A 21,421-nucleotide genomic window follows, 5' to 3' on the forward strand; every position below is an offset into this window, starting at 1 on the left:
GTCTCTCACCTGTCCAGGATTGCGGTCAGCGCCCGGCGCAAGTCGGCCGCCGGGTCGGCGCTGATCGTGTCGCTGCGCCAGCCGACATGCTGGTCGGGCCGCACCAGCAGCACGCCGCTGTCGCGGATTTCGCGGGCGCGCGCCCAGTCGCCGGAAAAGTCCTGCCAGGGTTGGCGCGGGCCGATGAGGTGGCCTGATATGTCGATGCCCAGTTCCTTGCCGACTGTCTTGGCGGCGTCGAGCCAGCCCTGGCCGCCAATGCCGGTCAGCATGGTAAACTTGCCATGGCCGGTCAGGTCGAGCGTGGAAACCTTGTCGCCCCGATCCGAATGTACCCAGACATGCGGCAGCCGTGCGCCGGGCCAGCTCGTTGGTTGATAGTGCAGTTCGGCGTCCTTCTCGAAGGCCGGTTCCTTCTGGCCGTCGGTGACGATGGCGTTCGAGATATAGCGCTGGTTCATCTCGACGCCATGGGCATCGAACTCATAGACCTTGGAAGCGATGGTTTCGCGGATTTTTGTCCGCTGCGCTTCGGCGGCCGGCGTGTCGTCGCAGCGCGCGTCCATGTTGGACTGCATCTTCACCGGATCGATGGAATCGAGCAGGCCGAGCGCCTTGAAGATCGGGCCGAACTCCTCGATCGACTTGTTGGCGCGGGTGACGATCTGCTTGGCGACTGGAGCGCGCTCCCGCGAATAGCTGTCGAGCAGCCTTTCGCCAGCCTTGCCCTTGAGGACATAGGCGAGCTTCCAGGCTAGATTGAAACCATCCTGGATCGAGGTGTTGGAGCCCAGCCCGTTCGACGGCGGGTGCCGGTGGATGGCATCGCCCATGCAGAAGACGCGGCCCTTGGAGGTCTGCGTGGCGTACATGTTGTTGACGGTCCAGGTCGATACCGACTGGATTTCGATGTCGAGTTCCGGGTCGCCGACGAGATCGCGCGCCACCTTTTTGGCGAAGGCGTCGTCGACCTTCGGCGCCGGCTGGTTGATGTCGTAGCCCCAGACGATCAGCCATTCGTTCCATGGCCGGATCATGCGCACCAGGCCCATGCCGATGCCGCCGACATCGGCCCCCGGCTGCACCACCCAGTAGAGCACGGACGGGCGGTGGGCGACGTATCTCGACAGGTCGGCCTTGAACAGGATGTTCATCGAACCGCCGACGCCCATCTTGCCCTCGAAGGGCAGGCCGGCATGTTCGGCAACCAGCGAATTGCCGCCGTCGGCGCCGACCAGATATTTCGAACGCACCGTGAAATCCTTGCCGGTCAGCCGGTCGCGGCAGGTGGTGGTGACGCCCTCGGCATCCTGCACATGCGAGAGATATTCGGTCGACATGCGCGCCTGCGTGCCGCGCGAACAGGCGGTCTTGAACAGCAGCGGCTCCATGAAGGTCTGCGGCAGATCGTTCATATGCGAGGGCGAGGAGAGCAGGTGCTCGGCGCGGGAGAGCGGATGCTTGCCCCAGCTGCGCATGCGGCCGATCTCCTCGCCGGCAAGCGAGGTGCAGAACACGTTCTCGCCCATCAGGTCCTGTTCGGTGGCGTGCATATAGGCTTCCGCCTCGACATCGCTGCCGAGGTCGCGCAGCACCTCCATGGTGCGCTGGTTGGTGATGTGGGCGCGCGGCGTCGCGGCCAGCCAGCGGTAGCGGTTGATGATCATGTTCTCGACGCCATAGGTCGAAAGCAGCGCGGCCGTCGCCGAACCCGCTGGCCCGGTTCCGATGATCAGAACGTCGGTGGTGATGTCAGCCATGCGGCCCTCCCTTTGTGCTTGAAGACAGTGGTCCTCCGGTCAGCCGCCGGCGAACGGGAAACAGCTGGATGCCGGTGCGCCCGGTGAACAGGCCCCACAGGCCACGCGGCGCAAACAGCATGATGACGATGCCGATCAGGCCGAGGATCAGCAGGTACCAGGAACCGTAGTCGGCCAGCAGGGTCTGCAGGATATAGAAGACGATGACGCCGACGATCGGTCCCTCGATGGTGCCGATGCCGCCGATGACGACGATGAAGATGACATAGGCCGTCCAGTCGACCACGGAGAAGGCCGCGTCGGGCGAAATGCGCGCCTTCTGCACGTAGATCAGCGCGCCGGCGAGCCCGGTGCCGAAGGCTGCGGCAAGATAGACCAGTGTCTTCATGCGGCGGGCGTCGACGCCGACCGAGCGCGCGGCTTCCTGGTTGTCGCGCACGGCGGCGAGGCCAAGTCCCTGTTTCGAACGCAGCAGGCGATAGACGAGAAAGATGGTGGCAATGGCCAGCAGCAGCGCCAGCCAGTAGGTCAGGATGTCGCCGGCGCCGGACGATTTGACGCCGAACAGGTCGCCGATGAATTTCAGCGCCGGCATATCCCGGGTCGCCTCGCGCGGCAAAGAGGTGCCGGTGCCGCCGCCCAGCATCTTCCACTGCGCCAGCGCCAGCCGCACCACTTCGGCGATGACCCAGCTGCCGATGGCGAAATAGGCGCCCTGCAGCCGAAACAGGAAGAAGGCGGTGGGGATGGCGAGCAAGGCGCTGGCAATGCCGGCCAACAGGATCGCGGCCAGCGGGTCGAGCCCGGCGAGGATGACGAGGGCAAACATGGCGTAGGCGCCGAAACCGACGAAAGCCTGCTGGCCGACCGAGACCAGACCGGCATAGCCGGCGAGCAGGTTCCAGTTCTGCGCCAGCGCCAGCATGGTCAGGATGAAGAACAGGTCCTGCAGCACGCTGCGCGATGCAAACAGCGGCGCGGCGAAGGCGAGCACGATAACCAGCGCCCCTATGACAGCTGATATCGCCGATGCCCTGGTGCGTGTTTCGACTTTCCATTGCGTGAGGGAAGCGTCGGTCATGGCGCTCAATCCACCGCGCGCGGGAACAGGCCGCGCGGCCTCACCAGCAGCACGACGAGGAACGCCAGATGCCCGGCAAGGATCTGCCATTCCGGGTTGATCGCGGCGCCGAAGGTTTGCGCGATGCCGATGACGATGCCGCCGGCGAGCGTTCCCCAGAGCGAGCCAAGGCCGCCGATGATGACCGCCTCGAAGGCGTAGATCAGCCGGGCCGGCCCGATGGTCGGGTCGAAATTGGCGCGCGTGCCGAGATAAAGCGCCGCGATCGTCACCACCACCATGGCGATGCCGGTGGCGGTGGCGAAGATACGCTTCGGCCGGATGCCCATCAGCCCGGCGGTGACGGGATCGTCGGAGGTGGCGCGGAAGGCGCGGCCCAGCGATGTGCGATAGAAAAGCTGGTTCAGGCCAATGATGACGGCAATCGCGGAAACCAGGGTCAGCAACGGCATGACGCCGACATTGATTGGCCCAAGGGCGATCGAGGCCGATTCCAGGCCGCCGACCGAAATGCGCCGGCTGTCGGCGCTAAAGACTTCGAGCAGGCCGTTCTGGATGACGATCGAAAGACCGAAGGTGACAAGCAGCGGCGGCAGGATGTCGGCGCCCAATGTGCGGTTGAGCAGGAAGAACTGCAGCGCCCAGCCGACGATGAACATCAGCGGCATGGCCACCAGCGCGGCGGCGAACGGATTGAGCCCGAGCGCGGTCACGAGCACCAGGATCAGGAAGGCGGCAAGCACGATGAGATCGCCATGCGCCAGATTGACCAGCCGCATGATGCCGAAGACGAGGCTCAGGCCGGCGGCGAACAGCGCGTAGAGGCCCCCAAGCAGAATGCCCTGGATGATGGTGTCGAAGGCGCTGGTCATGGGGTTTGACCCGGTCGCGGATTGTTGACGTCGAGTTCCGTCACACCCCTCTCTGTCCTGCCGGACATCTCCCCCGCAAGGGGGGAGATCAGATGTCGCGGATGCTTTCGCAAATCGCCAACGTTGCAAGATGTGCGGCAGCGTTGAAGCTGCTGATCTCCCCCCTTGCGGGGGAGATGGCCGGCAGGCCAGAGAGGGGTGCCTGGGCTCGACGTAAACATTCTATCCATCACCACCCTCAATGCCCGAAATAAGCGGCGTGAATGGCCTCGCGCGTCAACGCGGCCGGCGCACCGGACAGCGTGATTTGCCCTTCCATCATGCAATATACCCGATCGGCGACCTTCAGCGCCTGGCCGATATCCTGCTCGACCACGACGATCGAGGCGCCGGCGGCGCGGATGCGCGGGAAGGCGGCGTAGATATCCTTGATGACGACCGGCGCCAGGCCAAGGCTGATCTCGTCGCAAAGCAGCACGCGCGGGTTGGACATCAGTGCGCGGCCGATCGCAACCATCTGCTGCTGGCCGCCTGACAGGGCCGTGCCCGGATTGGCGCGTCTTTCCCTGAGGATTGGAAACAGTTCGTAGACGGTGTCGAGGCTCCAATGGCCATCGACGGCGCGGCCGTAGCGGCCGATGAGCAGGTTTTCCTCGACACTGAGCGAGGCGAACAGCTTTCGCCCCTCCGGCACCATGGCGATGCCGCGCGCGACGATGTCGGGGGCGGCCAAGGCGCCGATCTTCTCGCCGTCGAACAGCACGGCCTCGGCCCGGTTGGCCAGAACGCCCGATATCGAGCGCATCAGCGTCGTCTTGCCGGCTCCGTTGGCGCCGATGACGGCAATCGTCTCGCCCTGGTCCAGCGCAATGCCGACACCGAACAACGCCTGGAAATCACCATAGCGGGCGGTGAGGTTCCTGGTCTCGAGCAGCGCCATCAGACGTCGATCCCGAGATAGATTTCCCGCACCTCGCGAGAGGCCATGACGACGTCAGGCGCGCCCATGCCGATAACCTTGCCGAAGTTGAGCACCAGCAGCCGCTCGACCACTGAATTCAGCGCATGCAGCACATGCTCGATCCAGATGATCGACATGCCGGCTCTGTGGATGCCTCTGATCGTGTCGACCAGCATGCCGCATTCGCCTTCGGTCAGGCCGCCGGCGATTTCGTCGAGCAGCAGCAGTTTCGGTTCGGTCGCCAGGGCGCGGGCAAGCTCCAGACGCTTGCGTTGCAGCAGGCTTAAGGTTCCGGCCGGATGGTTGGCGCGATCGATGAGGCCTGTCTCGACCAGGATTTCGGCGCAGCGCTCGCCGACCTCGGCTTCGGTCTTTCTCGCTCCGAAGGCGCCGGCCACGAGCAGGTTCTCGAACACGGTCAGTTTCTCGAAGGGCTGCGGTATCTGGAAGGAGCGGCCGACGCCCGCCAGGCAACGCTGCATCGGCGGCAGCCGCGTCATGTCGCGGCCATCGAAGAGGATGCTGCCGGCGTCGGCCGAGATGTTGCCGGTGATCAGGTTGAACAGCGTCGACTTGCCGGCGCCGTTCGGGCCGATGATGCCCAGCGCCTCGCCCTCGCGCAACTGGAACGAAACCGCGTCGGCGACCGTCAGCGCGCCGAAGCGTTTCGAGACATTGGAGAGCGCGAGGATGGGCATGGCTTTTCTCACCCTCCCCCTTGTGGGGAGGGTCGATCGGTAAAGCCGATCGGGGTGGGGGTGCTTCGCACCAGCATTTTCCCGTTGACCCCCACCCCGTCTCTCCCGCTTTGCCTTGCAAAGCGTGTTCGCCGACCCTCCCCACAAGGGGGAGGGTAAAGTGCCGTCGCCGCGCTCATCCGATCGCTTCCATCTTGCCGCCGGTCGGGATGTTGGGCGCGGTCTTGTTGTCGGTGATGACGAGATCATAGCCGCCGCCGTCCTTCAGCCGCCATTGGCCGCCGACCAGCGGTGTCTTGGCGATGTTCTTGGCAGCGAAGGGCGGCAGCTTGGCGCCGTCCCAGGCGATCGGGCCGACCAGCGTGTCGAGCTTGGTCGCGGCGATCGCGGCTGCCACCTTGTCGCCGTCGCCGGCTTCGCCGGCCCGCTTCATCACGTCGACGGCAATCTCGAACAGCGCATGGACAAAACCGATCGGCTGCGTCCATTGCCGGCCGGTGGCCTTGGTGAAGCCTGCCGCCACCTGCGCCGAGCTTTCGCCGGTGAGCGACGATTTGAACGGGTGGTTGGGTGTCCACCAGACCTCGGACGACAGGTTGTGGCCGGACTTGCCGAGCGCCTCGACCGATTGCGGGAACAACAGCGCCTTGCCGATCGACGCCACCTTGGGCGCGAAACCCTGCTGCTTGGCCTGGTTCCAGAAGGTGGTGAAATCGGGCGGGATCATCACGCCGGTGATGATTTCGCACGATGCGCCCTTGAAGGCGTTGATCTGCGCGGAGAAGTCGTCCGTCAGGTTCTGATAGCGGCCGGTGTCGGTCAGCCCGTAGCCGCCCTTGGCCAGCACCGGCGGGAAGCCGACCGTGCCATCGCCCCAGGCATTGCCGTCGCCGTCATTGGGGAACAGGCCGCCAACTTTCTTGTTGGTCTCGACCTGGGCCCACATGTTGGTGAAGACGGCAATGACGTCCTCCAGCCCCCAGAAGAAATGATAGGCGTAGTTGAATGGCTTCCATGAGGAGGGGTCGCCGGGATTGCCCTGCTGGCCGATGAACCAGGGCTGCCATGGCGCCACGGTCGACAGGCAAGGGACCTCCTCGGCCTCGCAGGTTGTGGCGACCGGGTTGGTCGTCTCGGGCGTCGAGGCGACAAGCATCAGGTTGACCTTGTCGGTGACGATCAGCTCCTTGGCGACTTCCGCCGCCCGGTTGGGGTTGGACTGGCTGTCCTTGACGACGACCTGATAGTTGAGGCCGGCGGCCTTGGTGGCGGCGAGAAAGCCGTCGATGATGAATTTGTCCGCCTCGGCGAAGGCCGCGAGCGGGCCGGATTGCGGGCTGACATAGCCAAGCTTGATCGGCGCATTCTGCGCGATGGCCGGCATGGCAAGCCCCGATGTGCCCGCGAGCAGGCCGGTCGCGGCGGTGTTGCGGATGAAGTCGCGTCTGGTGATCATGGTTTCCTCCCTCTGAACTTCAGTCTTGCGGTCGTCTTCCCTCCCACGCGTCCTGCAGCAGGGCGCGGATCGCGGCGATGTCGAAGGGCCGCGGGTTCCAGTATGGATTGCTGGTCGCGATCTCGGCGGCGCGGCCGAGGTCCGTCTGCTTGAGGCCAAGCTCCTTTAACGTCAGCGGCGCGCCGACCGAGTTCGCGAAATCGTGGAGGCCGCCGCCCGCGCTGCCGCCGAAGAGGGCGGCGACCGGCTGGAGAAGGTCGGGCACGGCGACGGCGTTGAAGCCGATCGTGTGCGGCAGCATCACCGCATGGGTCTCGGCATGCGGCATGTCGAAGGAGCCGCCCAGCGTGTGGCAAATCCTGTGATGCAACGCCATGCCGACCGTGCCGAGCACGGTGCCGCACAGCCATGCGCCATAGAGTGCGTCACCGCGCGCCTCGAGATTTCTCGGCTCTTTCACCAGCACGGGAAGTGCGGCTTTGAGGGCGCGCAACCCCTCGGTCGCCATCAGCGTCGAGACCGGGTTGCGGTCCTGCGCGTAAAGCGCCTCAGCGGCATGCGCCATGGCATTGAGGCCCGAGGTGACGCTCATCGCCACCGGCAGGCCGATGGTCAGTTCCGGATCGTAGATGACGACCTCCGGCAGGATTTTCGCATCGCGCACCGTGGTCTTCGCGCCGTTCTCGGTCTGGCCGAGGATCGGCGTCACTTCCGAGCCGGCATAGGTGGTGGGGATGACCAGTTGCGGCAGGTCGGTGCGGTACGCGATCGCCTTGCCCAGTCCGGTGGTCGAGCCGCCGCCGAGCGCCACGACGCAGTCGGCATTCACCTCGGTTGCCTTGCGCATAGCGGCTTCCGTCACGTCGACGGGCGTATGCATGGCCGCGCCGGAGAAGGTGCCGGCGGCGAACCGCCCCAGCCGATCCGCCAGCGCTTCGCCGTCGGCCGCCTGATGCGGCGTCGACAGAACCAGCGCACGTTCGCAGCCGAGCCGTTCGATCCAGGCGCCGACCTCGGCCGAGGCGCCATTGCCGAAAACGATCCGTGCCGGGCTGCCGGAATAGGTGAATTGCCGCGTCATGCCGCCCGGCTCCCCTTGCGCGCCATTGCCATGACGAAGTTGAAATCGAGCGTCCATTTTCCCGAACCGCCCGCATGTTTGAAATCGCCGACCAGTTCCGGCTTGACGCCGAACAGCGCATCTTCGGCCAGACGCGGATCGCCGCGCTCGAACACTTGCGTGGTCAGTGTCTCGAACCCGTCGGCACGGATGAGGAAATGCAGATGCGCCGGGCGGTTGAGCGGGTAGTTTAGCCGGCCAAGCATCTGCCCTACAGGGCCATCATCCGGCACGCCATAGCCGGCGGGCTTGACCGTCCGATAATGGAAGCGACCGTCCCCGCCGGTGATGAAGACGCCGCGCAGGTTGAATTCCGGCTGCAGGTCGGGCTGCTGGTTCTCGTAGAGACCTTGCGCATTGGCCTGCCAGGTCTCGACCGTCGCGCCCGGTATGGGCTTGCCGTCGAGATCGGTCACCTGCCCCATGACGGCGAGCGGCGCGCCGACGCCATCGAGCGAGATGTCGGCGCCAAGCGGCAGCCTAGGCGCGTCCGCGCGGTAGAACGGGCCGCGTCCCGTGTTGGGCGTGGCGCCGTTCGGGCGGCGCGAATTGATGTCCTCGACCAGCGCGGTGACGCCGAGCAGGTCCGACAGAAGAACCCATTCCTGTCTCTTGTCGTCGCTGGCGTGGCCGATTTCCGTGAGGAAGGCGATTGCCTGGCGCCAGTCCGACGCGGTGGGCCGGGTCTCCCTGACGATCTGATGGAGATGGTCGACGACGGCCGCGAGAAAACGCGGCAACGGCCCGGCCTTGGCCCTCGACAGCCGCTGGGCGACCAACTCGGCGGAGTTGGCCTCGCTGAACGACGGTATGCCTGGATGTGACATGCGCCTCCCCGGTTCCATCTCACCAAGAGACATTACCGCAGGCCGGATATAAAGATGATGATTTCTGGCCGGTTTAATATACCATATCGTTATGAAGCTCGATGAACGGCATCTCATCCAGCTGGCGGCAGTGGTGCAGGCCGGCGGCGTCACCGAAGGGGCGGCCCTGGTCGGTCTGTCGCAGCCGGCGGTGTCGCGTACGCTCTCGATGCTGGAAAAGCGCCTGGGTGAGCCGCTGTTCCTGAAGGGGCGCAGGCCGCTGCAGCCGACGCCGCTTGGCCGGGCGCTCGCCGACCATGGCCAGGTCATGCTGGCGGCCTCGCGCAAGGCCTCCGACATCGTCGCCAATTTCAGCCAGGGCCGCTCTGGCGTGGTACGGGTCGGCGGCACGCCCTTCTTCATGGACGCGCTGATCTCCGGCATGATCGCCGATTTCCAGAATGCCTATCCGGATGTGCGTGTCGACCAGAGCTACGGCTACCTCCCGGATCTGCGCGCCGCCATCAACGCCGATCGCATCGACCTTGCCGTCTGCCCGATCGATATTCTGGAAGAGGGGTCGGGGATGGAGTTCCGCGAGATACTGCCGGGGCGCAATGTCGTCGCCTGCCGGGCCACGCATCCGCTGCTGTTGCGGCGCAAACTCCGGACCGTCGACCTTCTCGAGTATCCCTGGATCGCGCCGCCCCCCGGCAGCCCGCTGCTGGAGGATCTGCGCAGCCTGCTTCTGTCGCTGGGGGCGACGGAGATAAAGATCCGTTACTCCGGCGGATCGCTGACCAGCGCCATCAACTACATGAAGGAAACCGATGCGCTGACCGTGCTGCCGCACAGCGTGGTCTTCGCCTTTCGCAAGGACAAGGCGATCACCGCGCTGCCGGTGGCGATCCCGCATCCCGAGCGGGCGCTCGGCCTGCTCAGGCGTGCCGACACGCCGCGCGCACCCGCCGTCGACGCCTTCGCCAGGCATATCCGCCAGAGTTTTGATAATCTGAAGCACCTGATCAAGCGGCATGAGCAAGCGGTGGTCTGGGGCGCTTAGAATCTGGTGAGACATCCGTTCGAAAATGGACCCACTAACTTCGCCATACGATGACGAAGCAAGGGGTTTCTACCTTGGCCGTGCGTCGATGATCTCGACGAAACGCGCGAAGAGGCCGGCCTGCGACTTGATCTTGAGCTTGCGGTAGATGTTGCGGCGATGGACCTTCACCGTTCCCGGCACGATGCGCATGGCCCTGGCGATCGATTCGGTGGAGTGGCCCTGCAGCACCAGGTCGACGACATGTTTTTCGCGTGGCGTCAGCGACAGGCTCTGCCAGATATGGGCGCGGTCGAACTCGTTGACGGCGGCTATTTCCTCGCCCTGTTTCGCCTCGGCCGGTTCGTCGGCGGGAAGAGCGGGCCAGCGCAACCTGATGAAGCTGATCACCGCCGGGGCCATGTCGCGCAGCAGCCTGGCATCGGCGGTGCCAAACGGGCCTGAAGCGCTCAGCCGCATCAGCGACAGCACCAGCGCGTCCTTGCCCGGCAGCGGCACGAAGAAGCCGACCTCTTCGGCCAGCCTGGTCTGGCTGTAGTAGGAACGAAAATACTCGCTGGCATAGAAACGGTCGGGCGCGAGTTCGCGCATGCGCCAGAAGCCTTCCTTGCGCTCGACCGCCGCGTGGTGGAACGGGTCGAGCAGATAGGGGCCCTCCTGGTAGAGCGCGACGAAGACATGGCTCTCGGCCGGCGAGAAGGTCTCGAACAGCAAGGGCGGGCGCGAGGCACCGCGATAGCCGAAGATCACGCAGTGGTCGAAGTCGACATGCTGCCGCAGCCAATCGACGATGGCCGTGCCGAACAGGTCGCCGCTGGTTTCCCGTGTCGCCGAGACCAGCTGGGCCAGTCGGCTGTATTCATCGCTGCGGGCCAATTCGTACCCCTCTAAACGAGAAAATAGATCAGATATACCACCTCCGAGGTATATACTAGCCGCCATTGGCTCTGGTAGCGTTTGTGAAATCGCCTTGTTGCTGGAGCCGCAGCCTTTGACCGCAGTGCCCGACATCGAGTTTCGCGGCGTCACCAAGCGCTATGGCGCGGTGACCGCGGTCACCGGCATTGATCTTTCTGTTCCGCCCTCCGCCTTTGTCGCCCTGCTCGGGCCGTCCGGCTGCGGCAAGACCACCTGCCTGCGCATGATCGGTGGCTTCGAGCAGCCGAGCGAGGGCCAGGTCTTCATTCGCGGCCAGGACATGGCCGGCACGCCGCCCTACCGGCGTCCGGTCAACATGGTGTTCCAGCAATACGCGCTGTTCCCGCATCTGGATGTCGAGGACAACGTTGCCTACGGGCTGTGCCAGGCACGACCACGACTGGCATCGCGCGAGATTGCCCGGCGGGCTGGCGAAGCGCTCGAAATGGTGCGGCTCGCCGGCTATGGTCGCCGCAAGATCCACGAACTGTCCGGCGGCCAGCAGCAGCGTGTCGCGCTGGCTCGCGCGCTGGTTAACAAGCCGGCGGTCCTGCTCCTCGACGAGCCGCTGGCGGCGCTCGACAAGAAACTGCGCACCGACATGCAGATCGAGTTGCAGAACCTGCAGCGCGAGATCGGCATCACCTTCGTGCTCGTCACCCACGACCAGGAGGAAGCGCTCTCGATGAGCGATTTCGTCTGCGTCATGAATGGCGGACGCATCGTCCAGCTCGGACAGCCGAGCGAGATCTATGACGAGCCGGCCGATCTGTTCGTCGCCGACTTCGTCGGCAAGACCAACCTGCTGAGCGGCACCGTCGCCGGACACTCAGGCGATCTGGTGGAGGTCGTGCTCGCCGATGGCACCGTCATCGCGGCGCGCAAGCGGACTGCCTTGCAAAAAGGCGAAGCCGTTTCGGTCAGCCTGCGTCCGGAATCGCTCAGCCTCGGCGCGCCGGAAAGCGCGCCGTTCAAGGGCATCGTGCGCAACCGCATTTTCCTGGGCTCGACCGCGGAATACGCGATCGAGGTCCAGGGCATCGGAACGCTGCTGGCCAAGGCCGATCACGTCATCGGCCACGGCAATCTCTTCAAGCCGGGCGAACCCGTCGCCATCGGCTTTGCCAAGGGAACGCCGCTGGCGTTTCCGGAAACCAAGAACAACGGGACCAACCAGAGGGTAACCAACCATGTCGAAATCATATCGTGACGGACTGCCGATAAGCCCCGAGAACTTCGTCGACCAATTGATGCGCCTCAAGCGCGGCTCGATCGGCCGCCGCGATTTCCTCGGCCTCACCGGCCTCGGCATCGCAACGGCCGTGATGGCGCGCGAGATCGGCATCCTGCCGACGCCGGCCTTCGCCGCCGAAAACCTGGGCGACCGCATGTCGATCGCCACCTGGCCGAATTATCATGACCCGCAGACCTTCGAGAATTTCAAGAAGGACACCGGCGTCGCCGTCGAGGTCAATGTGTTCGGCTCCAACGAGGAGATGCTCGCCAAGCTGCAGGCAGGGGCCTCGGGCTGGAGCCTGTTTGTGCCGACGAACTACACCATCTCGACCTACAAGAAGCTCGGCATCATCGAGCCGCTGGACATGGCCAAGCTGGCGAATTTCGACGGCAAGTCGGAAGATTCGCGCTTCACCGCCGAAGGCACGATCGACGGTACGATCTATGCGGTGCCGAAGAACTGGGGCACCACCGGCTTTGCCGTCAACACCAAGAAGCTCGCCAAGCCGATGACCAGCTGGAAGGAGTTCTGGGATACGGCCATGGCCGAGGCCGACGGCCGCACCATGGTGCATGATTACCAGCTGACCACGATCGGCAATGCGCTGAAATACTACGGCTACTCGTTCAACTCGCTGAAGCAGGACGAGCTCGCCAAGGCCGAGGAGCTGCTGCTCAAGGTCAAGCCGCATCTGTTCGCGGTCTCATCCGACTACCAGCCGGGCATGCGGGCGGGCGACGCCTGGATGACCATGTGCTGGACCAATGACGGCGCGCAGCTTCACCGCGACATTCCCGAGATCGCCTATGTGCTGGGCAAGGAAGGCGGCGAGATCTGGACCGATTTTTACGCCATCCCGAAGGATGCGCCGAACAAGCCGGCCGGTTATGCCTTGCTCAACTACCTGATGAACCCGCAGGTCGCCGTGAAGGAGCACCTGGCCAATGGTGCGCCGTCGACCGACGCGCGCGTCAACAAGCTGCTGCCCAAGGAAGTGCTCGACAATCCGATCCTCTATCCGGCGGCGGACCTTTTGACGCCGCTGGAGTTCGGCGCGGCGGCAACGCTGACCGATCCCGGCCGCGCCGAGCTGATGGCGCGCTTCAAGTCGGCCTGAACGTCGACCTGACGGGGACAATGAACCGGCGGGCGCGTGCCCGCCGGCATCGGGGCGGTTTTCAATGCACGGCAACAGATTTCGGCATAATTTCCTGACCGCCTTGCTGCTCGCGCCGGCGACAGCGTGGCTGGTGGTGTTCCTCGTACTGCCGTTCATCGCCATCGCCGTGTTCAGCGTCGGTGAACGGGCGCCGGAGGGCGGCTACCAGGCTGCCTTCACGCTGGCGCAGTATGCCAATCTTCCGGCGCGCGCGACCGCCTTCTGGAACACGATGCTGCTGGCGCCGGTCGGCGCGCTCGCCTGCCTGCTCGTCGCCTATCCGGTTGCCTACTATCTTGCGCTGCGCGCGCCTCAGCGCTGGCGGCTGATCCTGCTGGCGCTGGTCGTCATTCCGTTCTGGACCAGCCTCCTGATGCGGACCTATGCCTGGATGTACATTCTGGGCGGGCGCGGCATACCGGCGCTGCTCGCCCTTGTCGGCATCGAGGATGTCAGGCTGATCAACACGCCGGGCGCCGTCCTGCTCGGCATCGTCTATGGCTATTTGCCGCTGATGATCCTGCCGATCTATGTCAGCCTCGAACGGCTCGATCGCCGGCTTCTGGAGGCCTCGGCCGATCTCGGCGCGACGCCGCTGTCGACCTTTCTCGGGGTGACGCTCAAACTCTCGCTGCCGGGCGTGATGACCGGCTTCTCGCTGGTCATGATCCTGCTGCTTGGGGAGTATCTGATCCCGACGCTGCTTGGCGGCGGCAAGGTGTTCTTCATCGGCAATGCGCTGGTCGACCTGTTCCTGCAGTCGCGCAACTGGCCGTTCGGCTCGGCCATCGCCATCACGCTGGTGGCTGTTTCGGTGGTGGTGCTGATTGCCGCCAACCGTATCTCGACCCGGGTCTCGGGCGCTCGCCGGGTGGACCTGATCTGATGCGCGCCTTTGTCACCGCCGTCTTTGCCTTCCTCTACCTGCCGATCGCACTGGTCGTGCTGTTCTCCTTCAACGCCGGCCGCCATGCCAGCGAGTTCACCGGGTTTTCCGTGCAATGGTATGGCACCGCGCTGTCCAACCCGTTCCTCGTCGAGGCGCTGAAGAACAGCCTGTTCATCGCCACCACCAGCGCGCTTCTGGCGGCGGTGTGCGGCACGGCCGCGGCGCTCGGCCTGGCGCGGGTCGGTGCCCGGACCCGGGCTGTCTTCGACGGGTTGCTGGGTGCCGCGATCGTCGTTCCCGGCGTCGTCATCGGCATCTCGACGCTGGTCGCTCTGGTCCAGCTGTTCGCGGTCGTCAATCCGTTCCTCGCCTCGATCTGGCCAGGCGATCAGCCGCCCAGGCTGTCGCTTGGCTATGGCTCGATCATCGCCGCGCACGGCCTGTTCTCGATGGCGCTCGTCACCATGATCGTCGGCACGCGGCTCGCCAGTCTCGACCGCAATCTGGTCGAAGCGTCGAGCGATCTCTACGCCACGCCGCTGACGACGTTCCGCTCGATCGTGTTGCCGCAGATCATGCCGGCGGTGGTCGCCGGCTTCCTGCTCGCCTTCACCTTTTCCTTCGACGATTTCATCGTCGCCTTCTTCGTCGCCGGCGCGCAGACGACGCTGCCGATCTATGTCTTCGCGTCCATCCGGCGCGGGGTGACGCCGGAAATCAATGCCATCGCGACCATCGTGCTGGTCGCCTCAGTCTTCCTCGTGGTGCTTGCCCAATGGCAGTTGCGCCAGCGCAAGCCATCCAACTGAAAGCCGCATCATGATCCTCAAAGACCGCATCGCCGTGGTGACAGGCGCCGGTTCCGGCATCGGACGCGCCGGCGCCATGATCATGGCCAGGGAAGGGGCGGTCGTGGTCATCGCCGACCGGGATCAGGCCAATGGAGACGCAACGGCGGCAGACATCCGGGCGCTGGGCGGCAGGGCCGAGGCAACCACCACCGACGTCAGCGACGATGCGGCGGTCGAGAAGCTCATTGCCGGCACGCTCGACAGGCATGGTCGCATCGACATCCTGCACAATCATGCCGGTATCCAGGTCGGTGGAGCGCTGACCGAGGTGGACGTCGACGGCATGGACGCCTCATGGCGGGTCAATGTGCGGGCGCAGTTCCTGGCGGCGCGGATCGTCATGCCCTCCATGGTCGCGCAAGGCGGCGGCGTCATCCTCAACACCGCTTCCAATTCGGGCGTGTTCTACGATCGCGAGATGATCGCATATGCGACGTCGAAGCACGCCGTGGTGGCGATGACCCGGCAGATGTCGCTCGACTATGCCCGCCACAATGTCCGCGTCAACGCGCTCTGCCCGGGCTGGGTCGACACGCCGTTCAACGAACCGTTCATTGCCCAGATGGGCGGGCGCGAGGCGATCGAGACCTATGTCCGCACCAAGATCCCGATGGCGCGCTGGGCCAGCGCCGAGGAGATCGCCGAGGCGATCCTGTTCCTGGTCTCGGACCGGTCATCCTTCATGACCGGCCAGGCGCTGGTGATCGACGGTGGCGAGAGCATCGGCTGATCGCAGCGTTTCTGCCTTCAGCCAGCCGGCGAAGCTGGCCATCGCCTGGGAGTTCTGGCGCCGGCGCCGAGCCGACAGCCAGTAGCGGCCGACATCGACCGTGGTGGCGAAGGGCTGGACCAGCTGGCCGCAACCGATCTCACGGCTGAACATCGACACCGGCAGCAGCGCCACGCCGGCGCCCTGGACAGCGGCGCTGGCCATGGTGACGGAGGAATCGAAGACGATGCCCTTGACCGGCGGGCAATGGCGCCCGGCGGCCTCGAACCAGCGCAGCCATTCGTCCTCGCGGTACGAACACAGCAGCGTCTCCCGCATCAGGTCCGAGGGATCGCGCAGCCGCGCGGCGATCTCGGGCGCGCAGGCCGGCGAGAACGAACCGGGGAGCAGCGGTGTGTTCTCGGTCCCCTGCCAGGAACCGTCGCCGAAACGGATGGCGAAGTCGAGGCCGTCGGCGGCAAGGTTGACCCGGTTGTTGTTGGTCGAGATGCGCAGCTCGATGTCGGGGTAAGCCTGATGGAACAGCGGCAGTCTCGGGATCAGCCAGCCCGAGGCGAAGGTGCCGACCACGCCGATGGTGACGATGTCGTGGAAACGGCCGCCCTCGAAACGGTCGAGCGTGACGCTGATCCGGTTGAAGGCGTCACTCAGCACCGGCAGCAGCGCCTCGCCTTCTTCGCTCAAGGTGAGCCCATGCGGCAGGCGGCGGAACAGCCGCACGCCCAGCACCTCCTCGAGCCCCTTGACCTGATGGCTGACGGCGGCCTGGGTGACGCGCAATTCGAGGCCGGCGCCGGTAAAGCTGAGATGCCGCGCGGAAGCTTCGAAGGCGCGAAGGCCGTTCAGCGGCAGATGCGATCGTTTCATTGTGTAGCCCTAGATTTTCTCATGGCGGGGGCGATGTTTACTCGTTTGCGGCGGCGTCAAATCAGGTCCAGTTCTGCGGCGCGGGGCAAGAGAGAGTATGGATATGACGAGCAGACGCGGTTTCATCGGTGGCCTCGCGGTGGTTTTGACGGTTCCCATCACATTTGGCGCGATGGCGAGGGCGGCAACGAGGCCGACAAAATTTGATGGGGTCTTGCCGAAAATAAGGCGGATCGAGGCTAAAAGCGGCGGCCGGCTCGGCGTGGCCTGCCGGATTTCCGGAACGACGGTTCAGTTCGGCTATCGCGAGAACGAGCTGTTTCCGATGTGCAGCACCTTCAAGGCGCTCATGGCGGCGCTTGTCCTGCACCGTGTCGATGGCGGCATCGAACAGCTCGACCGCGCCATCAAGGTTCCGCACGACGCCATCATCGCGAATTCGCCGACGACCAAGAAATTCGCCGGCGGCGAAATGACGGTGGCGCAGCTTTGCGAGGCGGCGGTGACGGTCAGCGACAATGGCGCGGCCAACCTGCTGCTGGCCTCCTTTGGCGGACCGCCGCAACTGACCGCCTATCTGCGCTCGATCGGCGACACGGTGACCCGGCTCGACCGGATCGAGCCGGAGTTGAACGAATCGGTGCCGGGCGACGTGCGTGACACCACCTCGCCGCTGGCCATGATCGAGGATTACGAGCGTCTCGCCCTCGGCGATTCTCTTTCACAAAAGGGCAAGGCGCAGTTCGTCGACTGGCTGGTGGCCAACAAGACCGGCGACGAGCGTATCCGGGCCGCATTGCCGAAAGGATGGAAATGCGGCGACAAGACCGGCACCGGCGAGAAAGGCAGCACCAATGACGCGGCCGTCATCTGGCCGGCTTCAGGCAATCCGATCCTGATGTCGGTCTATCTGACCGGCACGAAACAGAATCTGGCCAAGCGCAATGCGACGATTGCCTCCGTGTCACGGGTGCTGGTCGAAGCGATCGAGGCCTAGGCCCAGGCTGTCGGCGGCGCGGTTGCCGCGCCGCTCCTCTCACACATGCTTGCGGCCGCCGGTCTCGCGGAACCAACTGTCGGGATAGGGATACCACCAGTCCTGGATCGCCGGCTTGTGATCGATGATCACCATCTTGGAACGGCGGAAGGCGTCGAGCCCCTGGCGGCCGAGTTCGCGGCCAAGGCCGGAGGCCTTCCAGCCGCCGAACGGCAGCGCGTCATTGTCGATCAGCGGGTTGTTGACCCAGACCATGCCGGCCTCGAGCCGCTCGGCCGCCTCATGCGCTTCGGCGAGGTCGGTGGTGAACACCGACGCGCCGAGGCCGAACGGACTGTCATTGGCAAGCCTGATTGCCTCGTCGAAATCCCTGACCCGGCAGATGGCGGCGACCGGTCCGAAACATTCTTCGCGCACGATCGCCATGTCCGGTGTGACACCGGTCAGGATGGTCGGCTCGTAGAACCAGCCGGTGTTGTGCGCCGGCGGGATGCGGCCGCCGGTGACGGCAGTGGCGCCGTCGATGATGGCCTGGTCGACAAGGCGCATGACCTTGGCCCGCGCGGCCTCGCTGACCAGCGGACCGATCTCGGTCCTGTCTAGGCCGTTGCCGATCCGCAGCGCGCGGGTCTTTTCGGCGAAGAGCTCGACGAAGCGGTCATGCACGGCATCGACGACGAAGAAACGCTCGGCCGAGGTGCAGACCTGGCCGGTGAGGTGGAAGGCGGCAGTGACGCTGCCGGCGGCGGCAATATCCAGCGGGGCATGTCGGCTGATGATCAAGGGGTCGCTTCCGCCGGCCTCGATGACGCAGGGCTTCATCCGTTCGGCGCAGGCCACGGCCACCGCCTTGCCGGCGGCGACCGACCCGGTGAAGGCCACGGCATGGGTGCGCTCGGAGGCGATCAGCGCCTGCGCCGTCGCCGCGCCTCCGGGCAGGCAGGACACCAGCCCCTCCGGCAGGGTGCGGAACACGGCCATGTAGTCGAGCGTCGACAGCGTCGTCGCCTCCGCCGGCTTGATGACGCAGGCATTGCCGGCGGCGAGCGAGGCCGCGACCGTCCAGCACATCAAAAGGATCGGGAAGTTGTAGGGCATGATGTGGACGGAGACGCCGTAGGGTTCGTAGCGTGCATGCTGGAACGAACCCGCCTGCGTCGTGCCGGCCACCTTGCCGGCGTCGTCGCGGGCCATCTCGGCATAGTAGCGGAAGATCGGCGCGCAATTGGCGATCTCGCCGATGGCTTCGGGATAGGGCTTGCCCATCTCGCGAACCATCAGTTCGGCGCAATGGGTGAAGTCCGCCGCCTCGATGGCACTGGCGACGGCGTGCAGATGCCGGGCGCGGCTCTTGGCGTCGAGCTTCTTCCAGGCAGCCTGTGCCCTCGTCGCCACCGCCAGCACGGCGTCGATCTCGCCGTCGCTGGCCGACGCGATGGCACCGACGGTTTCGAGCGTTGCGGGATCGACTACCTTTTTCGCCGCGCCCGCCATCGGGCGGAAGTCCGGATTGACGAAGAAGGTCGGCTGGTCAGGGGAGAAATGCATGTTGTCCTTCTCCACGCATGGAGCCTTCTGAGGAGTTCGCCTGCCGCAGCTCAGCGGATCATGTAGACCTTCTTGATGGTCTCATGGACGGTGCAGACGCCTTTCCAGTCCTGCGGGAAGAAAGCAGCCGTGTCCGGCTCGATCTCGATGACCTCGCCGGATTCGTGCACATAGGTGCAGCGTCCTTCGAGGAAGTGGCAGAACTCGTCGCGGGTGACATGGCAGTGCCATTTGCCTGGGGTGCAGACCCACAGTCCGCATTCGGAACGGCCTTCAGGTCCCTTGTAAAGCAGCTTGCCCGAGGTGTGGGACTGGCCTTCGATCATGGTGGGAATGACACCCCAGTCGACGAGATCCGTGATGGCGAGCGGCGATTGCATGATTGGCGTGGTCATTTGGATTTCCTTGAAGGGGTTCACCGGCACATGAAGGCCTTGGATAGCGTTTGCGTGATGATGGACGTGCCGGTCCAGCCGGCGGGAAAGAAGACGATGGTGCCGGCCTCGACCGGAATCTCTTCGCCGTTCTCATGGACGTAGCTGCCGCGTCCCGAGAGGAAATGGCAGAACTCGTCCGCGGCGAACGTGATCTTGCGGGTGCCCGGCGTGCAGGACCACAGGCCGCATTCGCTGGATCCGTCGGGGTTCTTCGACAGGATCTTTCCAGAGGCGCGCGGCGAGCCCGCCAGCGTGTTGGCGCTCGCGCCCCAGTCTTCCAGTTCCACGGTCGAGGCGTCGGGCCAGTGCGGTGTCGGCATGTTTTCTCCTGCTCGGCTCAATCGGTTCAGGCCAGCATGTAGACGTTGCGCATGGTCTCATGCACGGTGCATTCGCCCGTCCAGCCGGCGGGAAACATGACCACGGTTCCCGTGGAGACTTCTATCACCTCGCCGACATTCGAGCGGTAGGTCGCACGCCCGGCGACGAAGTGGCACAGTTCGTCGCGTGGAATCGACAGCCGCCAGCGGCCGGGCGTGCAGACCCAGATGCCCGACTCCGGCTGGTTGTTGGGGCCCTTGTGCACAAGTTTGCCGGTGGAGTGTGACGCGCCTGCCAACGCATCCGGCTGGGCTCCCCAATCGACGAGATCGGTGCGGGTGGAGGCCTGGTAGAGGTGTGGGGCCGAGGAGGTCACAGCAACGCCTCCAACAGCCCGGCCGCCTTCTCCGGCCCGTTCTGCGCTTGCATCTGCGCCGATGTCTTGGCCAGCTTCGCCTTCATACCGGGATCGGTCAGGCAAGCCTCGATCTTCGCGATCAGTTCGGCGTCGGTCCAGTCATAGCGCGGCATGCCGAAGCCGTGGCCGGTTTCCTCGACGCGGGTGGCGTTGTCGTGACCGTCCCAGACATAGGGCATGATGATGGCCGGCTTGCCGAAATAGAGGCACTCGGTGAACGAGTTGTTGCCGCCGTGGTGGATGACCGCGTCAACCTGCGGAATGACCGAAGGCTGCGGAAACCAGCTGTCGACGATGACGTTGCCGGGCACGTCGGTGTACTGGTCCTTGTAGCCGCCGACATTGACCAGCGCGCGATAGCGCGTCTTGCCGAGTGTCGCGATGATGCGCTTCAAAAGCTCGACATCGCCGGCGCCGAGACTGCCGAAGGAGACATAGAGCAACGGCCCGTCGTTGTTTTTCGCAAAGGTCGGGACGGTGAAGGGCTTCTCCTGCCGTACGCACCCTTCGAGATACTGAAATTTCGCGGGATCGAGCGGATGGCGGCGCTTGAACTTGGCGGCTTCGGGATAGAGCAGCAGGTTCAGATGGGGCGACGCCTCGAAGAACTGGCCGATCGGATAGGCGGCCTCGCCGTTGGCCCTGAGGAAGGTGTTGAAGTCGTCATGGATCGGCTTGATGACGGCGTTGAAATGGTCGCGATAACGCTGGTGGCCGGCATGGTCGTTCTCGCCGCAACCGGAGAGATGCGGCGGGATGTCCTCGTCCTCGATCTCGTTTTCCGAACAGGAGATGACCCGCACCCACGGCTTGCCGAACTGCTTGATCGCCGGGAACAGGATGACGTTGTCGACGCAGATCACGTCCGGCTTGATGGCCGCGAGCACGCGCGGCAGATCCTTCTGCGCCCACTTGGCGCTGTCGACGATCGCGGTCCAGCAATCCTTCACGTAATTGTCGATCTGATCGTAGGGCGACTTGCGGAAGTTCGGGATGTGGCCGTTGATGAAGTCCTCCCAGAACTTGGCCATCTGCTCGGGCGGCATTGGTTCGGAGAGGTTCACCGGATGGGCCTCGAAACCATAGCCCCTGTAGACCTCGACAAAGCCGGGATCGGACAGGAACACCGCCTTGTGGCCGCGCGCTTCGACCGCCTGCGCGATGCCGACGGAATTGAGCGCCGGGCCGTAGGCGGCCTCCGGGAAAAACGCGATCGTCTTCTGCGCCATCAG

General features: G+C 64.9%; 22 protein-coding genes. 7 read left to right on the forward strand and 15 right to left on the reverse strand.

Annotated features, from left to right (window positions below; genetic code table 11):
• Positions 1 to 5: 5 nt before the first annotated feature.
• The 8 genes from FFS37_RS08495 to FFS37_RS08535 form a co-directional block, all read right to left on the reverse strand.
• A complete protein-coding gene (locus FFS37_RS08495) occupies positions 6 to 1,760 on the reverse strand; it encodes an FAD-dependent oxidoreductase (protein ID WP_137930480.1) in 1,755 nt (584 codons plus the stop codon).
• Positions 1,753 to 2,841, reverse strand: a complete 1,089-nt coding sequence (locus FFS37_RS08500; RefSeq protein WP_137930481.1) for a branched-chain amino acid ABC transporter permease — start codon at positions 2,839 to 2,841, stop codon at positions 1,753 to 1,755. Before FFS37_RS08500 ends, FFS37_RS08495 begins: the two co-directional genes overlap by 8 nt.
• 5 nt (positions 2,842 to 2,846) lie before the next feature.
• Entirely contained in the window at positions 2,847 to 3,713 is an 867-nt protein-coding gene (locus FFS37_RS08505; protein WP_137930482.1) for a branched-chain amino acid ABC transporter permease, read from the reverse strand.
• A 238-nt stretch (positions 3,714 to 3,951) separates the two neighbouring features.
• Entirely contained in the window at positions 3,952 to 4,653 is a 702-nt protein-coding gene (locus tag FFS37_RS08515; RefSeq protein ID WP_137930483.1) for an ABC transporter ATP-binding protein, read from the reverse strand.
• Complete coding sequence (locus FFS37_RS08520; protein ID WP_137930484.1) at positions 4,653 to 5,372, reverse strand: ABC transporter ATP-binding protein; 720 nt, start codon at positions 5,370 to 5,372, stop codon at positions 4,653 to 4,655. The genes FFS37_RS08515 and FFS37_RS08520 overlap by 1 nt, the downstream gene beginning before the upstream one ends.
• A 175-nt stretch (positions 5,373 to 5,547) precedes the next feature.
• Entirely contained in the window at positions 5,548 to 6,828 is a 1,281-nt protein-coding gene (locus tag FFS37_RS08525) for an ABC transporter substrate-binding protein (RefSeq protein ID WP_137930485.1), read from the reverse strand.
• Positions 6,829 to 6,847: 19 nt separating this feature from the next.
• The gene (locus FFS37_RS08530; protein WP_137930486.1) at positions 6,848 to 7,909 is read right to left on the reverse strand and encodes a maleylacetate reductase; all 1,062 of its coding nucleotides are present in this window, start codon (positions 7,907 to 7,909) and stop codon (positions 6,848 to 6,850) included.
• Positions 7,906 to 8,775, reverse strand: a complete 870-nt coding sequence (locus FFS37_RS08535) for a dioxygenase family protein (RefSeq protein ID WP_137930487.1) — start codon at positions 8,773 to 8,775, stop codon at positions 7,906 to 7,908. Before FFS37_RS08535 ends, FFS37_RS08530 begins: the two co-directional genes overlap by 4 nt.
• A gap of 91 nt (positions 8,776 to 8,866) precedes the next feature.
• Between FFS37_RS08535 and FFS37_RS08540 the strand changes: the two genes are divergently transcribed.
• Positions 8,867 to 9,817 carry a LysR family transcriptional regulator gene (locus tag FFS37_RS08540; protein ID WP_137930488.1) on the forward strand — a complete coding sequence of 317 codons (951 nt, stop codon included), beginning with the start codon at positions 8,867 to 8,869 and terminating at the stop codon, positions 9,815 to 9,817.
• A 69-nt stretch (positions 9,818 to 9,886) separates the two neighbouring features.
• On the opposite strand, the gene FFS37_RS08545 is transcribed toward FFS37_RS08540, so the two are convergent.
• Complete coding sequence (locus tag FFS37_RS08545; RefSeq protein ID WP_137930489.1) at positions 9,887 to 10,693, reverse strand: response regulator transcription factor; 807 nt, start codon at positions 10,691 to 10,693, stop codon at positions 9,887 to 9,889.
• 115 nt (positions 10,694 to 10,808) lie between these two features.
• On the opposite strand from FFS37_RS08545, the gene FFS37_RS08550 reads away from it, so the two are divergent.
• The 5 genes from FFS37_RS08550 (at position 10,809) to FFS37_RS08570 (ending at position 15,601) form a co-directional block, all read left to right on the forward strand.
• The gene (locus FFS37_RS08550; protein ID WP_137930490.1) at positions 10,809 to 11,945 is read left to right on the forward strand and encodes an ABC transporter ATP-binding protein; all 1,137 of its coding nucleotides are present in this window, start codon (positions 10,809 to 10,811) and stop codon (positions 11,943 to 11,945) included.
• Positions 11,926 to 13,089, forward strand: coding sequence for an ABC transporter substrate-binding protein (locus FFS37_RS08555; RefSeq protein ID WP_137930491.1), 1,164 nt, complete (start codon positions 11,926 to 11,928; stop codon positions 13,087 to 13,089). The genes FFS37_RS08550 and FFS37_RS08555 overlap by 20 nt, the downstream gene beginning before the upstream one ends.
• A 64-nt stretch (positions 13,090 to 13,153) precedes the next feature.
• Complete coding sequence (locus tag FFS37_RS08560; protein WP_137930492.1) at positions 13,154 to 14,017, forward strand: ABC transporter permease; 864 nt, start codon at positions 13,154 to 13,156, stop codon at positions 14,015 to 14,017.
• A complete protein-coding gene (locus tag FFS37_RS08565) occupies positions 14,017 to 14,829 on the forward strand; it encodes an ABC transporter permease (RefSeq protein WP_137930493.1) in 813 nt (270 codons plus the stop codon). Before FFS37_RS08560 ends, FFS37_RS08565 begins: the two co-directional genes overlap by 1 nt.
• Positions 14,830 to 14,839: 10 nt before the next feature.
• Positions 14,840 to 15,601, forward strand: coding sequence for an SDR family NAD(P)-dependent oxidoreductase (locus FFS37_RS08570; RefSeq protein ID WP_137930494.1), 762 nt, complete (start codon positions 14,840 to 14,842; stop codon positions 15,599 to 15,601).
• On the opposite strand, the gene FFS37_RS08575 is transcribed toward FFS37_RS08570, so the two are convergent.
• Positions 15,545 to 16,468: a LysR family transcriptional regulator gene (locus tag FFS37_RS08575; RefSeq protein ID WP_137930495.1), complete on the reverse strand. Its 924-nt coding sequence runs from the start codon at positions 16,466 to 16,468 to the stop codon at positions 15,545 to 15,547. The genes FFS37_RS08570 and FFS37_RS08575 overlap by 57 nt on opposite strands.
• Before the next feature lie 214 nt (positions 16,469 to 16,682).
• On the opposite strand from FFS37_RS08575, the gene bla reads away from it, so the two are divergent.
• Entirely contained in the window at positions 16,683 to 17,465 is a 783-nt protein-coding gene (gene bla, locus FFS37_RS08580) for a class A beta-lactamase (RefSeq protein WP_232375603.1), read from the forward strand.
• 39 nt (positions 17,466 to 17,504) lie between these two features.
• Here the strand turns inward: bla and FFS37_RS08585 are convergent, their stop codons facing one another.
• The 5 genes from FFS37_RS08585 to FFS37_RS08605 are packed head-to-tail and all read right to left on the reverse strand — an operon-like array spanning position 17,505 to position 21,418.
• Entirely contained in the window at positions 17,505 to 19,013 is a 1,509-nt protein-coding gene (locus FFS37_RS08585) for an aldehyde dehydrogenase family protein (RefSeq protein WP_137930497.1), read from the reverse strand.
• Between the two features lie 50 nt (positions 19,014 to 19,063).
• Complete coding sequence (locus FFS37_RS08590) at positions 19,064 to 19,408, reverse strand: cupin domain-containing protein (protein WP_115139971.1); 345 nt, start codon at positions 19,406 to 19,408, stop codon at positions 19,064 to 19,066.
• Positions 19,409 to 19,428: 20 nt separating this feature from the next.
• A complete protein-coding gene (locus FFS37_RS08595) occupies positions 19,429 to 19,770 on the reverse strand; it encodes a cupin domain-containing protein (protein ID WP_137930498.1) in 342 nt (113 codons plus the stop codon).
• Between the two features lie 26 nt (positions 19,771 to 19,796).
• Positions 19,797 to 20,147 (reverse strand): cupin domain-containing protein, encoded by a 351-nt coding sequence (locus FFS37_RS08600; RefSeq protein WP_137930499.1) that lies wholly within the window; start codon positions 20,145 to 20,147, stop codon positions 19,797 to 19,799.
• Positions 20,144 to 21,418 (reverse strand): glycosyltransferase, encoded by a 1,275-nt coding sequence (locus tag FFS37_RS08605; protein WP_137930500.1) that lies wholly within the window; start codon positions 21,416 to 21,418, stop codon positions 20,144 to 20,146. The genes FFS37_RS08600 and FFS37_RS08605 overlap by 4 nt, the downstream gene beginning before the upstream one ends.
• Between the last annotated feature and the right edge of the window lie 3 nt (positions 21,419 to 21,421).

It is taken from the genome of Mesorhizobium comanense (assembly GCF_005503535.1).
Lineage (GTDB): Bacteria > Pseudomonadota > Alphaproteobacteria > Rhizobiales > Rhizobiaceae > Mesorhizobium > Mesorhizobium comanense.